Annotated in this window: 12 protein-coding genes and 1 tRNA gene; 9 read left to right on the plus strand and 4 right to left on the minus strand. The window is 56.1% G+C overall.

Features of this window, described 5'->3' with window-relative positions; all coding sequences use genetic code 11:
- Positions 1–67 precede the first annotated feature (67 nt).
- Positions 68–1,714 carry a phosphoglucomutase (alpha-D-glucose-1,6-bisphosphate-dependent) gene (gene pgm, locus ACZ5RI_RS10545; RefSeq protein ID WP_464512677.1) on the minus strand — a complete coding sequence of 549 codons (1,647 nt, stop codon included), beginning with the start codon at positions 1,712–1,714 and terminating at the stop codon, positions 68–70.
- A 437-nt stretch (positions 1,715–2,151) separates the two neighbouring features.
- On the opposite strand from pgm, the gene ACZ5RI_RS10550 reads away from it, so the two are divergent.
- Positions 2,152–4,080, plus strand: coding sequence for a B12-binding domain-containing radical SAM protein (locus tag ACZ5RI_RS10550; protein WP_464512680.1), 1,929 nt, complete (start codon positions 2,152–2,154; stop codon positions 4,078–4,080).
- Positions 4,081–4,303: 223 nt separating this feature from the next.
- Here the strand turns inward: ACZ5RI_RS10550 and ACZ5RI_RS10555 are convergent, their stop codons facing one another.
- Complete coding sequence (locus ACZ5RI_RS10555) at positions 4,304–4,426, minus strand: DUF1003 domain-containing protein (protein WP_464515588.1); 123 nt, start codon at positions 4,424–4,426, stop codon at positions 4,304–4,306.
- 318 nt (positions 4,427–4,744) lie between these two features.
- Positions 4,745–4,818: transfer RNA gene (locus ACZ5RI_RS10560), tRNA-Gln, on the minus strand.
- Positions 4,819–5,258: 440 nt separating this feature from the next.
- On the opposite strand from ACZ5RI_RS10560, the gene ACZ5RI_RS10565 reads away from it, so the two are divergent.
- Together ACZ5RI_RS10565 and ACZ5RI_RS10570 are read left to right on the plus strand one after the other, a co-directional pair.
- Complete coding sequence (locus ACZ5RI_RS10565) at positions 5,259–6,242, plus strand: Ppx/GppA phosphatase family protein (RefSeq protein WP_464512684.1); 984 nt, start codon at positions 5,259–5,261, stop codon at positions 6,240–6,242.
- Between the two features lie 5 nt (positions 6,243–6,247).
- Positions 6,248–6,940, plus strand: a complete 693-nt coding sequence (locus ACZ5RI_RS10570; RefSeq protein ID WP_464512688.1) for an RlmE family RNA methyltransferase — start codon at positions 6,248–6,250, stop codon at positions 6,938–6,940.
- 12 nt (positions 6,941–6,952) lie between these two features.
- On the opposite strand, the gene mutY is transcribed toward ACZ5RI_RS10570, so the two are convergent.
- Positions 6,953–8,014, minus strand: a complete 1,062-nt coding sequence (mutY, locus tag ACZ5RI_RS10575) for an A/G-specific adenine glycosylase (protein ID WP_464512692.1) — start codon at positions 8,012–8,014, stop codon at positions 6,953–6,955.
- 65 nt (positions 8,015–8,079) lie between these two features.
- Between mutY and ACZ5RI_RS10580 the strand changes: the two genes are divergently transcribed.
- The 6 genes from ACZ5RI_RS10580 to ACZ5RI_RS10605 all read left to right on the plus strand — a co-directional run bounded on the left by ACZ5RI_RS10580 (position 8,080) and on the right by ACZ5RI_RS10605 (position 15,367).
- Positions 8,080–8,751, plus strand: a complete 672-nt coding sequence (locus tag ACZ5RI_RS10580) for a DsbA family protein (RefSeq protein WP_464512696.1) — start codon at positions 8,080–8,082, stop codon at positions 8,749–8,751.
- Between the two features lie 169 nt (positions 8,752–8,920).
- Complete coding sequence (locus ACZ5RI_RS10585; protein ID WP_464512700.1) at positions 8,921–9,421, plus strand: DciA family protein; 501 nt, start codon at positions 8,921–8,923, stop codon at positions 9,419–9,421.
- Between the two features lie 32 nt (positions 9,422–9,453).
- Positions 9,454–10,470, plus strand: a complete 1,017-nt coding sequence (locus ACZ5RI_RS10590; protein WP_464512704.1) for a DsbA family protein — start codon at positions 9,454–9,456, stop codon at positions 10,468–10,470.
- Between the two features lie 50 nt (positions 10,471–10,520).
- The gene (locus ACZ5RI_RS10595; RefSeq protein ID WP_464512709.1) at positions 10,521–13,979 is read left to right on the plus strand and encodes a chromosome segregation SMC family protein; all 3,459 of its coding nucleotides are present in this window, start codon (positions 10,521–10,523) and stop codon (positions 13,977–13,979) included.
- A 292-nt stretch (positions 13,980–14,271) separates the two neighbouring features.
- Positions 14,272–14,601, plus strand: coding sequence for an AtpZ/AtpI family protein (locus ACZ5RI_RS10600; RefSeq protein ID WP_464512714.1), 330 nt, complete (start codon positions 14,272–14,274; stop codon positions 14,599–14,601).
- Between the two features lie 10 nt (positions 14,602–14,611).
- On the plus strand, positions 14,612–15,367 hold the full coding sequence (locus ACZ5RI_RS10605) for a F0F1 ATP synthase subunit A (protein WP_464515589.1): 756 nt from the start codon (positions 14,612–14,614) through the stop codon (positions 15,365–15,367).
- Positions 15,368–15,377 lie beyond the last annotated feature (10 nt).

The raw sequence follows: 15,377 nt of genomic DNA on the forward strand, positions 1-15,377 counted from the left end.
TGACCACATCAGTATTTAGACAATCGCGTTATGATCCCGGCAGATCATACCGCGATACGTCAAAGCATTACCCCAGTACGCGGGCGATGGCGGCCTGTGCATCCTGCTGAATTTGCTTAAGGTGCTCTGACCCCTTAAAGCTTTCCGCATAGAGCTTATAGACATCTTCGGTTCCAGAGGGCCGCGCCGCAAACCAGCCATTCTTTGAAACGACCTTGATGCCGCCGATAGGCTGATCGTTCCCCGGCGCACGGGTTAATTTCGCTTCAATCACCTCACCAGCCAGTTCCTTGGCATCGAATTGAGCTGGCTCCAGCTTTGCCAGCAGCTTCTTCTGTTCGCGCGATGCCGGCGCATCAATCCGTTGGTAGTTAGATTTTCCCAAATCACTGGTGACAGTATCGTATAACTGGCTCGGGTCACGCCCCGTGCGCGCAACAATTTCCGCCGCGAGCAAGCCGAGGATCAGACCGTCTTTATCGGTCGTCCATACCGATCCATCCTGACGCAAGAACGAAGCGCCCGCACTTTCCTCGCCACCGAAACCAAGCGATCCGTCAACGAGCCCTGCGCTGAACCATTTAAAACCAACCGGAACCTCAACCAGCTTACGCCCGAGTTTTGTGGCCACACGATCAATCATTCCGCTGGAAACGGCTGTCTTACCGACAGCACTATCACTGCGCCAACCCGGGCGATTGGTGAAAAGATACGCAATCGCGGCGGCAAGATAGTGATTGGGATTCATCAGCCCACTCGACGGGCAAACAATACCATGCCGGTCTGCATCGGTGTCGTTGGCAAAGGCGATATCAAATTTCTCGCGCATCGCAATCAGGCTTGCCATCGCATAAGCCGATGAACAATCCATACGAATCTTGCCGTCCCAATCGAGGTTCATAAAGCGGAATGTCGGATCGACGGCATCGTTCACCACGGTGGCGGCGATCTTGTAGCGTTCGATGATGGGCTGCCAGTAATGGACAGCGGCACCCCCCAACGGATCGATCCCAATCCGCACCCCTGCAGAACGGATCGCCTCAAGATCAATCACGTTTTCAAGATCAGCGACATAGGGCGACGTATAATCATGACGTTGAATGCAGGCCGCTTTACAGGCCCGCTCATAAGGGATACGTGCCACACCTACGAGTTTTTTTTCCAAAAACGCGTTTGCCGCCGCCTCGATACCCCGGGTAACATCGACATCTGCCGGCCCGCCATTGGGGGGGTTGTATTTGAATCCCCCTTCATCCGGCGGGTTATGCGACGGGCTAATCACAATACCGTCGGCAAGGCCCGTTTCGCGGCCGCGATTATAGGCCAGAATGGCGTGAGAAATCACTGGCGTCGGGGTATAGCCGCCATGCTCGTCGATCATCGTCACCACGCCATTGGCGGCCAGAACCTCGATCGCACTGACGAAAGCGGGCTCGGATAAAGCATGTGTATCCATACCCAAGAACAACGGACCATCAATACCGGCCTGACTACGATACTGGCAAACAGCCTGAGTAATCGCCAGAATGTGCGCCTCATTAAAAGAGCCCGCCAGAGCCGCACCACGGTGCCCGGATGTACCGAAAGCGACACGTTGCGAAACGATTTCAGGATCAGGCACATGCGAAAAATAGGCAGTCACTAACCGCGGAATATTAGCCAGCAGCGCCGCCGAGACAGTTTTGCCTGCGAGTACATTGATATTTTCCGCCATTTCACCCTCAAATCATTGGTAACAAGGCAATAATATCAACGGTAACGTTCAAAATCCAGTAAGCCGTACTATATTGGTGCAGCACTTAACGACGCAATTAACCTATAGGTAGCAGTTGTAATGGTTACGCCGGGGCGGTCATATTCGCTCTTAGTTTCCTAAGGCTGTGCTGCCACGGAAGTGCACTTCTCAGCTATATGGCGCTGGTGGCTTGGATAACAAGACGACTTCCTCGGCACGATGGCTCAGAAAAACATTTCAAGCCCCACAGCAGGAAATGTATTAACAAACTATAGGCTGCTCTTGCTAATACCAGAAATAAGCGCATCCTCATCACGCCTGCGTAGCTGTCGCAATACGGACCTCGCAGCATAGCACATTTCAACATTTAGAATTGATTAGAGTGCACTACCCATCTTTCAACATTTACAGGGGGTATGATGCGTCTACTACTGATTAATCCAAGAGCTCCGGATAGTTTCTGGAGCTTTAAATGGGCCGTTCACACAGTCCTGCCCGGCAAACGTGCGGTCAACCCGCCACTGGGCTTGGCAACCGTTGCGGCTTTATGCCCTGCCGATTGGCAGGTTGAAATCATTGATGAGAATATTGAGGCCGTACCGCTTGCACCGGATGCAGACATTATCGGCATTGGGGGCATGGGGGTGCAAGCCCCCCGCCAACGTGAACTGATCCGCTATTACAGAGAAAAGAAATATTACGTCACCGTAGGTGGTGCGGCAGCTTCACTGAACCCCGAAAAATATGATGGCCTGGCAGATACGGTTGTTGCTGGTGAATCTGAATATATTTGGCCGGAATTTTGCCGCGACTTTATCAACGGTTGCCCTAAAACATTGTACCGCGAAACCGGAACAGTAAATTTGTCGGATTCTCCGGTACCGCGTTTTGATTTACTCAAACTTTCACTTTACTCAAATGCCACGCTACAATATTCGCGCGGATGTCCATTCACCTGTGAATTTTGCGATATTATTGTCATGTTTGGTCGCGAACCACGGATGAAAAGCAGCACTCAGGTTGGACATGAATTGGATGCCCTACGCCAACTTGGTGTGCACAGCATATTTTTCGTTGATGATAATTTTATCGGCAACAAAAAAAAAGCCAAGGATTTGTTATCTTTTCTAGTCGAATACCAGAATGTGCATCACTATAAATTTTCCTTTGGTACAGAAGTTTCATTAAATCTGGCCCAGGATGACGAGCTATTGCGGCTGTTCAAAGCGGCTAATTTCGGTTGGGTTTTTATCGGAATTGAATCCACCGATCCAGTCAGCCTGACGGAGACAGGTAAAAAGCAAAACCTGCGTGAAGACATTCTTACATCCGTGCGACGAATTTACTCACAGGGCATTGATATCCTTGCTGGCTTTATTATCGGCTTTGATAATGACACATCTCAAACATTTGAAACCCAATACCGCTTTATCACCGATGCAGGTATTCAATCAGCCATGATCGGTCAATTGACGGCTATGCCCCACACGCCACTCTATGACCGCATGGTTCGTGAAGGCCGATTACGTGAAGTTCATGACGATGCCGATAACACACAATTATTCACCAATATTATCCCAAAAAATATGAGTGATGATGACATGTCCCATCATTACCGTGGCATCTATCGCTCATTACTTAGCGATGCAGGAATAGGAAATCGTATCCGCAATAAAATACGCTATTTTGGCATACCCAGCTATAGTGGCGGCTATACGAAACTTCAAAGTATCGGCATTATTTTTCGCCTCATACGCCACGGTATTATCCCCGGTGGATTTAGCAGAATTTTCTATTTTATGCGCTCGTTTCCAATCTTAAATCCCGCGCTTATTCCCCTCGTCATCTCTGATTGGATTACAGGGTTGTCGATGCGCAATTTTGCCAGGGATCACCTCTGGGCCGCACCAATAGACTACGTCACAGATACAAACTTACTCAATTCTGTACAGGAAATTATCGCCCGCAGACTTCAGTACGGTAAAGTTTGGGTAAACCATAAAACATCGAAAGCCATACCCAATCTAACAATTCAGCTTGATGCCGCTCTCAATCGTCGTTTTTTCAAAAACGCGACACCGATTTTGCATCACTTGATGAAGCAGTCCCATGTTCACCTTACACTTTCTGCTCAAGCTATGCCGGTACGACAGTTAAAACAGTTCGAGCGTCTTTTAATGAAGCTTGAAAATTATGGTGACCGCATTTTCGTTATCATTGATGAGACACTTTGTCGGCAGATAGATATTGATTTATCGATATTCAATCTAATGCTGATCCCATCACCAGAACTTATTCCGACGTATATCCCAATTCAAAAATATGGTTGGAAATCGTATATATAAAACACCCGTTCATAGGCAGTGCATTTATAAGCGCCGCCTATGATTTTCTGGGCGTTATTTTGGCTAGCATGTCGGTTTCATTTCCTGAATTTTCATCAGATGGTCCACTGATGATGCAGCAACTGATTTATTTTTCTGAAATCGCCCGACTTTAACCCCCCGCCTTCAGATTGACCTGGCAATCATTTTGGGCACGTTGAAGATCGCGAACGTCCTATCGGTTCTACCTCATCATAATGATCGGGGCCTGTACGGCGACCATCATTGACGGCACCAAATTGAACAGGATGAAGGGATACGGATCAAATGGCCGCCCCATAAGTGTGATGGAATTTATGTAATCCATATCGTCGGGCGAGCTGACCAAGCGGTGCACATAGCAATGCAACGCGTTTTAAATTCCCCAACGACGGCACATAACTGTTGCTGGCATTGTGCGGTGGATCGCTACAAAACTTGTAGCACGCGTATTTGATAACTAGGTAATGATTACAACGGCCCCGTCAGACTAAGCCGCTGTTCCATTTTGTCCGCCAAGCGATGGGCAATTCCAGCTCCACCGACAGCCTGATTGCCTTCACTAGCAAATCTGAAGCCTGAAACGGATTACCGCCCCGTGGGGCATCGGGGCTGGCATGGGCCAAATATATGTAAGGAAATCAATTGGCTGGGGGACTAGGATTCGAACCTAGACTGGCGGAGTCAGAGTCCGCTGTCCTACCGTTAGACGATCCCCCAACGGCCAGACCATATCGGTCGGGGCGCACCGTTTAGCCCATGGCGGCGGGCCCTGCAAGTCTTAACCAGCATTTTTTGATAAAAATATCAGCAGCATTCACCACCATAGCCCCCGGACGCACAGCTCCCCGGCAAGGCTTAACGAAAGGGCGATCACCTTAACGACCGACAAAAACGGGCGGTACGGGCGTTTTTTTAGCCAAGTGGGGCCCTTGGCAATGGTAATTGCGAAATCAGCTACGCTATAACTGTCACAATTGCGTGGGTGGGACGGTTTTCAAAAATCAGGGTAACGGCCTTACGCCTTTCGCGCCGCTGGTGCGCAAGGCAGGCGTGTGCGCATATTGACCATCAGCTACGCTTATATGTGAGGCAAGCATTTGGAGCCGGTAATTCGCGCAAAAAAAAGACGACGCCGCAGAAAGAAAGCGGCGCGCGCATTGCTTGCGGCGATTGATCTTGGCACCAACAACTGCCGCTTGCTGATTGGGCGGATGACTGACGATAATCTGAACGTCGTCGATTCGTTTTCGCGCATTGTCCGCTTGGGCGAGCAGATGGCCCAGACCGGGCGGCTGTCCGAACCGGCCATGCGCCGCACCCTGGATGCGCTGAAGATTTGCGCCGCCCGCATTAACCGCCACAAAGACATCCGCGTGCGCGCTGTCGCTACCGCAGCCTGTCGTCGGGCGGCCAATGCGGGCGAGCTGATCGCGCGGGCCGCGGCGGAAACCGGCTTGCAACTTGACGTCGTATCAGCACAAGAAGAAGCACGCCTAGCGGCGCTGGGCTGCGCCCCGCTGGTGGGTGATTCTTATCAGGGTGCATTGGTGTTCGATATTGGCGGTGGCTCGACCGAAGTCATCTGGCTTATGCGCAGAACTCTGCCAAGCCCAGCCCTCGCCCCCCATTCGGCGGAAAACCCGGCCTTCACAGCACCACATCTGACTAAGATCGAGATGGTGCATTTTTGTTCAGTCCCCGTCGGGGTAATGACACTGGCCGAATCTGAACATCTCGGCTACGCAGAAATGTATGCTATGATGCTGGAACATTTTGCCGCCATGCGGCGCGAGATGGACGGTATCGGCCCCTTCGACGCGACAGCCCATCACCTGCTCGGCACATCCGGCACGGTGACGACTTTAGCTGGAATTGCGCTGAAACTGCCGCGTTACGTACGATCAAAGGTTGACGGCACCTGGCATGACAGTGCCGCCATGTATGACATAACCCAATCACTGATCGGGCTGGACCGCCCGGCACGCACTACCATTGGCTGTGTTGGTGAAGAGCGGGCAGATCTTATCATTCCCGGCTGCGCGATCTATAACGCCATCCAAGCCACTTGGCCCTGTGAACGGTTGCGTGTTGCCGACCGGGGCCTGCGGGAAGGCATTTTGCGTGATTTGCTGAAGGAATAATAAGCGTGAGAGGAAGTGATTTCGGATCGGACCGCAGCAGCGGACGGGTACGTGTACAAACGGCCCGCCGTCGCAGTGCCGCATCGACCCGCTGGCTGGAACGCCAGCTTAACGACCCTTATGTGGTGGCGGCCAAGACCAAGGGATACCGCTCGCGGGCGGCCTTCAAGCTGAAGGAATTGGACAGCCGGTTCCGCCTGATTAAACCGGGGATGCGGGTGCTGGATCTGGGCGCCGCCCCCGGGGGCTGGAGCCAGGTCGCCGCTGAACTGATCGGGGATAAGGGTAAGATCGTCGCCGCCGACATTCTGCCGATGGAGCCGATTGCCGGGGTCGAGATTTTCCAGTGTGACCTGCTCGATCAGGACACACCGGACATGCTGAAAGCTGCCATGGGCGGGCCGGCCGATCTGGTCATGACCGATATGGCATCGCCCACCACGGGGCACCGCCAGACCGACCATATCCGCACCCTTGCTTTATTTGAAGCGGCGCTGGATCTGGCCGAAGAGGTGCTGGTGCCGGGCGGAGCCTTTATCGGCAAGGTCTTTCAGGGTGGCACCACCAACGAACTGTTGATTCGCGTCAAGAAGCGTTTTGCCGACGTCAAACATGCCAAGCCGCCGGCCAGTCGCGCCGAATCGGTCGAGCTATATCTCGTCGCTCTGGGCTTTCGCCCGGAAAAGACGGAAAAGTAAGATCGCCTGAGATCAAATATCCAAATTGGAATCCTGCGCCACCAGACCATGGCGCAGGATTTTTCGCATCACGGTGGGCAGGCCGACCTCGTCCAGCTTATCCTGAGGCTGCCAGCGCCCCAGATTGCCGCCACGCCCGGATGCATCGCTAAGCTTGGCCCGCCAGACCTCGACCTCCAGCGCAAAATGGGTGAAGACGTGGCGAACAGTACCCGGCACTTTGTGCCAGCGCGCGGAAAAGGGCCTCGCTGCATCAATCTCTGTCTGGCTTGGTGACGGCACCTCAAGCGGCGTCATCGGCGGCTGCCACATTCCGCCCAGCAATCCTTTTGGGGGGCGTTGCAGCAGCAGCACCCTGCCCGCGCCATCTTCCACCACAAAGGCCACCGCCCGGCGCTGTGGTTTGGCCGATTTGGCCGCCCGAGCGGGCAGTGTTTCTGCAATACCTTGGGCAAATCCGGCACAATCTTTGGCCAACGGGCAGTCAGCGCACAACGGCTTCTGGGTGCAGACCATCGAACCCAGATCCATCAAACTCTGGGCAAAATCGCCCGGTCGGTCAGCCGGGACCATTTTGTCGGCCAGCGCACGAATTTCGGGGCGCGCCGCCGGAATGGGGGTGCGAACGGCATAAAAGCGGGCAATCACACGTTCAGCATTGGCATCGACCGCAGCCGCTTTCAACCCAAAGGCAATCGCGCCAATGGCCCCGGCGGTATAGGCACCGATACCGGGCAGCGCCGTCAATTCTTCAATCGTATCCGGAAAGAAGCCGCCACGGGCCGCTACGATACCCGCCGCTTTGTGCAAATTACGGGCGCGGGCGTAGTAGCCCAGCCCCGACCAAGCGGCAAGCAGATCGTCAAGCGGTGCCATCGCCAGATCCTGAACCGTTGGCCAGCGGGTGATGAATTTTCGGTAATAGGATTCAACCGCCGCCACAGTGGTCTGCTGCAGCATGATCTCAGAAAGCCAGACCTGATAAGGCTCTGGCCGGTCATGGCGCCAGGGCAGATCCCGTTTGTTTTTGTCGTACCACGCCAAAAGCCGTCTGACGGCGGTTGCGATTGCCATCGATGTCCTCTTGCCACCCGCGTTAAGATCGGGACTATAGTGGCCCGCCCAACGGAGGACATAGCATGGCGTACTTATCCCGCAAACGCATCGCAATAGCGGCCGTTACCGCAGTCGTGGTAATTGGTGCCGCTGCAGGCGTTTTCTTCTGGAGCGGTGATAACAGCGCCAATGCCAGCACCGCCGCCACCCAATACGGCATTTTAAAAGATGACCGCACCATGGGCGCGCCTTACGCCCCTGTGGTGGTTATCGAATACGCTTCGCCCGCCTGCCCGCATTGCGGTCATTTCAATGAAACGGTGATGCCGCGTTTTAAGAAAGACTATATCGACAGCGGTAAAGTGCTCTATGCGCTGCGTGTTTATCCGATCACCTCGGTCGATGGCGCGATTGAAGCCGTAGCGCGCTGTCTGCCGCCGGGGAAATATTACCCCTATCTCGATCAGGTTTTCCGCAATCAGTCCAAATGGGACCCGGAATATAATGTTGCAGACCCCCGCCCCGGCCTTTTGGCGGTTTCGGCCAAATTTGGCATGAATGAAGCCAAATTCGACCAATGCGTCTCCAACACGGAAGCCATCGACCGCGTCAACCGCGTCGCTCAAGATGGTCAGATGCGTTACAATATTGAATCCGTGCCGACCTTTGTCATTAATGGCGAGGTGGTTCAGCTTGATACAATTGACTATGACCACTTCAAGGCGAAAGTCGAAGCGGCACTAAAGAAGCACTGAAGCGCGGGATACAAAATGCAGGCCGGGTTTCGGGCGTGAAAGGGTGAAACACTCTCATTTTGGCATGCTTAACCACCGACCGGCCGCAAATTAACTGTGGACAAGTCATGGGTGTACCGTTGCGTCGGCGGCGCGCCATCCGGCAGGATTGCGCATGCAGAAAAGCGCCATGACAGCTCATCGCACCACAAAGCCGTCCCCCGAGACGCCACAAGAGGCGCAAAGGAGAGGACGTATCGAAGCCCTGTCGGCCGACGGTTCGGTCATTGGTCAGGCTGGCTTTGTTCGTGCGGGGTTTTCCGACCCTGCCCTGGTGCTGCACTGGAGCGAGATTGCCGGTGCCGATGTGGCCAAAGTCTGCCTGCCGGTGCGGTTGTCAGGTGGGGTGCTGACACTAAAAGCTGAACCGGGCGCGGCGGTGTTCCTGCAATACGAAACCCGCCCCCTAGCGGGGCGGATCAACGATTATCTGGGGCGGAATGCGGTAACAAAGCTGAAATTCGTGCAAGGCCCCCTTGCGTCACCGCCCCCGCAACCGTTACGTCGCCGCTATGCCGACCAAGTTAGCCCGGACGATCCGGTTAACAGATATGGTGGGCCGGACGATGTACGGGCCGCCCTGGTCCGGCTGGCGCGCGCCCGACGCGGCAAACCAAGTACAGGACTTTAGTGATCTTTAGGCGATTGGTAGGAGTTTAGGAAATGGCCCTTAAGGACCTTATCGACAATGCCTTGCAGGCGGCGGAAAGCGAAACCCGTCGACAGACGCTTTCTCAGGTTCTGGAACTAGCCGCAGCGGCAAAAGCCGATTACGGCGACAGCGAGATTTTGGCCGCGCTGTCCAAACTGATCACCGACCGCGAACAGAAGGCGGGCCAGTTCAACCAGACTGGCCAGACCACGGAAGCCACTGCCGAACGCAGCGAAATCGGCGCGTTACGAGAGATCTTACGCCAGAGCGGCGCAGCAACCGCCCCCGTCCTCAAGAAATCCGCGGCCAAGAAGGCCGCTGTTCATGCGGTTGAAAAGCCCAAGGATGGGCCAATTTCCCGCCGCCAGATCGTCATGGCCGCGGTAGCGGGCGTAGTCCTGATCGCCGCAGCGGTGGCCTATATTCTTTTGGGCCGTAATGCCGATACCGGCAATGGGCTGCAAAATGCCGGGCCTCAGAAGCTGACGCTGTATGCCGATGATATGATCATGGGCTCGCCCAACGCGCCAATCACGGTGCTGGAATATGCTGCACCGTCCTGCCCGCATTGCGCCCACTTCAATGAAACGGTGATCCCAAATCTTAAGCGGGATTATATCGACACCGGCAAGGTGCGCTATGTGCTGCGCGTATTCCCGATCAGCCCGGCGGATGGTGCTGTCGAAGGCATTGCGCGGGCCTGCCTGCCCAAGGAAAATTATTTCCAGTTTATGGATCTGATGTTCCGTAACCAGGAAAAGTGGGACCCGGAAAACGGCATTACCGACGTGCGCGGCGGTATTATCTCGGTGGCCAAAATTGCTGGCCTCAGCCCGACGCAGGTTGATCAGTGCATGGCCGATGCCAAATCGCAGGAACGGCTCAACCGCAACGCTGCAGAAGCGCAGAAGAAATACGACCTCAACGGCGTGCCCGACATCATCATCAATGGAGAGCTGTGGCGCGCTGGCGGGGCGACCTGGGAAGAGCTAAAGGAAAAACTGGATACACTTCTGGCCAAGAAGTGAAACTGGCACGACGCAAAAAGCGCATATGAACTGAAAATGGGACCTGTTTCTTGAAGTTCGAACGCCTCAGATTATCCGGTTTCAAATCTTTTGTGGAACCGACCGAACTGCTCATTCAGCCGGGGCTGACGGCCATCGTCGGCCCCAATGGCTGTGGCAAGTCCAATCTGTTTGATGCCTTGCGCTGGGTGATGGGCGAACATCGCGCCACCTCGATCCGTGGCACGGAAATGGACGACGTGATTTTCGCGGGGTCGTCCAACCGCCCTGCCCGCAATATGGCCGAGGTGATGCTGACGGTCGACAATTCTGACCGTTCGGCCAACCCGCCCTATAATGAAAGCGACACGATCGAGATTTCCCGGCGGATCGAACGTGAAGCCGGTTCGGTCTATCGCATCAATGGCCGTGATGTGCGCCAGCGCGACGTGCAGCTGTTCTTTGCCGACGCATCGTCGGGTGCCTCATCGACCGCCTTTGTACGTCAGGGTATGATCGGCCAGCTGGTCAGCCAGAAGCCACAGGCCCGCCGCGCCGTTCTGGAAGAAGCCGCCGGCATTTCAGGTCTGCATCAGCGCCGCCACGAAGCCGAAATCCGCCTGAAAGCCGCCGAAACCAATCTGGGCCGCCTGACCGATGTTATCGGCGAAGTCGAAAGTCAGGTACAGAGCCTCAAACGGCAGGCGCGTCTGGCCTCGCGTTACCGCAATCTGTCTGGCCATATCCGCAAAGCCGAAGCGCTGGCCTTTCACCTGCGCTGGACAGCGGCCAAGCTTCGCACCGAAAAGGCCCGTGAAGCGCTGGCCGCAGCCATGGCCGTGGTTGAAAGCACCACCGCCACCGCCGCGATCGCCAGTGCCACACAGGCCGAAACCGCCGAGATACTGCCCCCCTTGCGTGAAGCTGAGGCGGAAAAGAACGCCATTCTGCACCGGCTGGTGTTGCAGCGCGAAGCATTGGATGCCGAAGAAAAACGTGCACTGGAACTGGCGCAGTCGCTCCATCAGCGACTGACCCAAACCAGCCAAGACCGTGACCGCGAAAATGCGCTGGTCAAGGACGCCGAAGCAGCCCTTTGCCATTTAAACGCCGAAGAAACCGAACTTAAAACCGCGCAGGAACAATCGGGCACCGAACTTGTCGCCGCCGAAAGCCGCGCGGCGGAGCTGAACGAAACGCTCAACGATGCCGAACGTCTGCTGGAAAAGCTGACCTCGGAACTGGCCGAGCATAATGCGCGCGAAGGCAGCCTGTTGCGCGCCCGTCGTCAGGCCGCCGATCTGGCAGAAGCCTCGGGACGCCAGTTATCACAGGCGCAAAGCCGCCTCGATACGGCGGCGGCGGAAGCCTCGGGCGCACCTGACGTCAAAACCACCGAAGAAGCCGTAGCCGAAGCCCGCCGAGTGGCCGAACAGGCCACCGCCGCTGTGGCCCAGGCGCGCCAGCATTTACAGGAAGCTGAAAAAGCCGAACAGGCTTTGCGGGCGCCGGTGGAAAATGCCGAACGCGAAGTCAACAAACTTTCTGCCGAAGCAAAAGCCCTCAGTGATTTTCTGCGCTCAGGCGCCGGTGCGGGCAAATGGCCACCACTGGTCGATGCCGTTACCGTGGAACCGGGCATGGAAGCCGCGCTGGCTTCAGCGCTGGGCGATGATCTTGAAGCCCCGCTTGATGAAGCAGCCCCACATCACTGGCGCAATCTGGGCGACTATGACGGCTTAAGCCCCCTGCCCGGCGGCGCGATCCAGCTGTCGAGCTTTGTCCAGGCCCCCGAAGCGCTGGCCCGCCGTCTGGCGATGACCGGCGTGATCGAACCCGATCAGGGCGCCGAGCTGCAGAAGCTGCTCAAACCCGGTCAACGTCTGGTCTCCAAACGTGGGGATCTGTGGCGCTGGGACGGTTTCCGCGCATCGGCCGATGCTCCGTCGGCAGAAGCCGTGCGGCTGGCGCAGCGCAACCGGCTCGCCGCCCTGCAAGGCCAGATCGAAACCGCCAAAAAAGCAAAAGACGAAGCGGCCGCAGCTTATGCAGCCGCCCGCGAAGCCACCGTCACTGCCCGCACAACATCACGCGACGCAGAACAGAACGAGCGCAATTTACAGCGCTCGATCATGGCGGCGCAGGATTTGGCCACCAAGGCCGCCCGGGCTGCAGCTGAACGCGCCTCGAAACTGGCGTTCTGGGAAGCCGAAATCCGCCGCATCACCGAAACCCGCGACCGCGCACTTGAAGGTGAAAAGCAAGCGGCACAGGGCCTTGCCGAACTGGGCAACAACGCCGCCCTGGTCCAACAGAACGCCGAAGCCCGTCAAACGGCAACCGAAGCCCGCGGTGCCAGCTCGAATGCCCGCGCCCAGCTTGAAGGCTTAAAACGCGATCAGGAAACCCGCGCCCGCCGTTTGTTGGCCATTGCCAACGAAAAGACCCGCTGGGAGGAGCGCCGCACCGCCGCCGCCGCCCAGATTGTCGAGATGGATCGCCGCGTCGGAGAATTACAGAACGAACTGACCACGGCCGAAGCCCAGCCCGCCGCCATCGCAGAAAAGCGTGGTGCGCTGATCGAAGCCATTGCCACTGCCGACAGCGCCCGCAAAGAAGCCGCTGACAAGCGCGCCACCGCCGAAGCCACACTGACCGATGCCGACAAGCGCGCTAAGGCTGCCGAATCGGCGGCATCAAGCGCCCGCGAAGAACGCGCCCGAGCCGAAGCTCTGGTCGAAGCGGAAACCGCCCGTCTGGTCGAGCTGGAAACCCGCATCCGCGATGAGCTCGAGATCGAACCTGAAGGTTTGCCCGAACGTGCCGAGATTAAAGACGCTTCTGAACTGCCGCCGCAGGATCAGGCAGAAAAGAAGGTCGAGAAACTCAAAGCCGAGCGTGAACAGCTTGGCGGCGTGAATTTACGCGCCGAAGAAGAAGCCACCGAAGCGGAGAATCGCCTCAACACCCTGATCGCCGACCGGGACGACCTGACCCAGGCGATTGAAAAGCTGCGCCGCGGCATTCAAAGCCTTAATCGTGAAGGCCGCGAACGGCTGTCGGAAGCCTTTGACAAGGTCAACGTGAATTTCCAGAGCCTGTTCGCCAAACTGTTCCAGGGCGGCGAAGCCAAGCTGACCTTCACCGAATCGGATGATCCGTTGCAGGCGGGCCTTGAAATTTACGCCCGCCCGCCGGGTAAGCGGCTGCAATCCTTATCGCTTCTGTCAGGTGGAGAGCAGGCGCTGACCGCACTGGCGCTGATTTTCGCCGTCTTTCTGGTCAATCCCGCCCCAGTCTGCGTACTCGACGAAGTGGACGCCCCGCTCGACGATGCCAATGTCGAGCGGTATTGCGCCATCATGGACGAGATGAACCGCCTGACCCAGACCCGCTTTCTGGTCATCACCCACCATGCACTGACCATGTCGCGCATGCATCGGCTGTTCGGCGTTACCATGAGCGAGCGCGGCGTCAGCCAGCTGGTTTCGGTATCGCTGACCGAGGCCGAGCGCGTCGCCGCCGAGTAAGTTTATCCATTGGTTAATGCCAGACGCCCCTACGCCCATGTTGCGCAGGGGCGTTTTTTCATGCAATGCATCGCGCGCGGAGGATCGTTACCAATGGCCACACGCTGTGGGATTAACTTTTTGTCCGTGCTGGTCTAGTGCAAATCGCCGCGCCCCTCTTTTTTTGAAGCATTTCAGCGGGTTGCGGCAAAGTGCTCCAGCTTGACGCCACATAGCAGTAACCCTATGGTCCCATTGCTTTCGAGCGGTTGCGAGAGTTTAAGGCCAAGCGTTAATGCGGAAAGGGGGGCCAATGTCACCCGACCAGCCTGACGATATAAAAGCCCTAAGCGAGCGCATTGCAGAAGCCGAACGGAAACGTTCGCCGGAGGTCAAATCCTCCCCGACGACGCCAATCGGGATAGCCTCCCGCTTCGGTATCGAGTTGGTTGTTGCCTTTGTTGTCGGTGGCGCCATCGGTTGGGGAATAGATTGGGCCTTTGACCATTGGTCGCCTTGGCACACGCGACCGTGGGGTATAGTTGTGCTGACGTTGATGGGGGCGGCTGCCGGCATTCGTAATGTCCTAGCCGCTGCCAAAGAGATAAACGCCGAATTGGCGGCAAAGGATTGGGAGAAATAGCGCCGTGGCGATGAAACCCATGGAGCAGTTCGAGGTCGCCCCTATGTTCAGCCAGCATCCGCTGCTGAATATTGGTGGCCACGAGATCTACTTCACCAACCAAGCCTTCTTCATGTGCATTGTGGTGGCATTTGCCTCGCTGTTTCTGACCCTGTCGGTCAAGAAAAACAGCCTGGTGCCCTCACGGATGCAGTCGATGGCCGAGATTTCCTACGAGTTTGTCCAGAACATGGTCAAATCGACGATGGGCAAAGAAGGACTCAAGTTCTTCCCCTTCGTCTTCACCCTGTTTATGTTCATTCTCTTCTCCAACTTCTTCGGGCTTATCCCCTACACCTTCACGGTGACCAGCCAGATCGCGGTAACCCTCGCGCTGGCGTGCTTCGTCATCCTGATGATGGTGGTGGTGGGCTTTGCTAAGCACGGATTGGGCTTCTTGATGCTCTTCGTGCCGAAGGCTCCGTTCGCACTGCAGCTTTTGTTGGTGCCGATCGAGGTCATTTCGTTTCTGACACGCCCCGTCAGCCTGTCCGTTCGTCTTTTTGCCAACATGTTGGCAGGACACACCATGCTTCAGGTGTTCGCGGGCTTCGTGGTGCTTTTAGGCGGTGCTGGCGGCATACTTACCGTGCTTGCGGTAGCGCCGATGGCACTGATCATCGCCATCTTCGCTCTGGAAATGCTGGTCGCGTTCTTACAAGCCTATGTCTTCGCGATCCTGACCTGCATTTACATGAACGAAGCGCTTCACCTACACGGTCACTAATTTTCGGCAT

This window comes from Micropepsis pineolensis (assembly GCF_055392125.1).

Excerpts from the sequence above, each read along its gene's own strand:
- ACZ5RI_RS10585 (WP_464512700.1), top strand. The coding sequence starts at position 8,921 with ATGACAGCTCATCGCACCACAAAGCCGTCCCCCGAGACGCCACAAGAG.
- ACZ5RI_RS10580 (WP_464512696.1), top strand. The coding sequence starts at position 8,080 with ATGGCGTACTTATCCCGCAAACGCATCGCAATAGCGGCCGTTACCGCA.
- ACZ5RI_RS10605 (WP_464515589.1), top strand. The coding sequence starts at position 14,612 with ATGAAACCCATGGAGCAGTTCGAGGTCGCCCCTATGTTCAGCCAGCAT.
- ACZ5RI_RS10555 (WP_464515588.1), bottom strand. The coding sequence starts at position 4,426 with ATGGATTACATAAATTCCATCACACTTATGGGGCGGCCATTTGATCCG.
- mutY (WP_464512692.1), bottom strand. The coding sequence starts at position 8,014 with ATGGCAATCGCAACCGCCGTCAGACGGCTTTTGGCGTGGTACGACAAA.
- pgm (WP_464512677.1), bottom strand. The coding sequence starts at position 1,714 with ATGGCGGAAAATATCAATGTACTCGCAGGCAAAACTGTCTCGGCGGCG.
- ACZ5RI_RS10600 (WP_464512714.1), top strand. The coding sequence starts at position 14,272 with ATGTCACCCGACCAGCCTGACGATATAAAAGCCCTAAGCGAGCGCATT.
- ACZ5RI_RS10590 (WP_464512704.1), top strand. The coding sequence starts at position 9,454 with ATGGCCCTTAAGGACCTTATCGACAATGCCTTGCAGGCGGCGGAAAGC.
- ACZ5RI_RS10550 (WP_464512680.1), top strand. The coding sequence starts at position 2,152 with ATGATGCGTCTACTACTGATTAATCCAAGAGCTCCGGATAGTTTCTGG.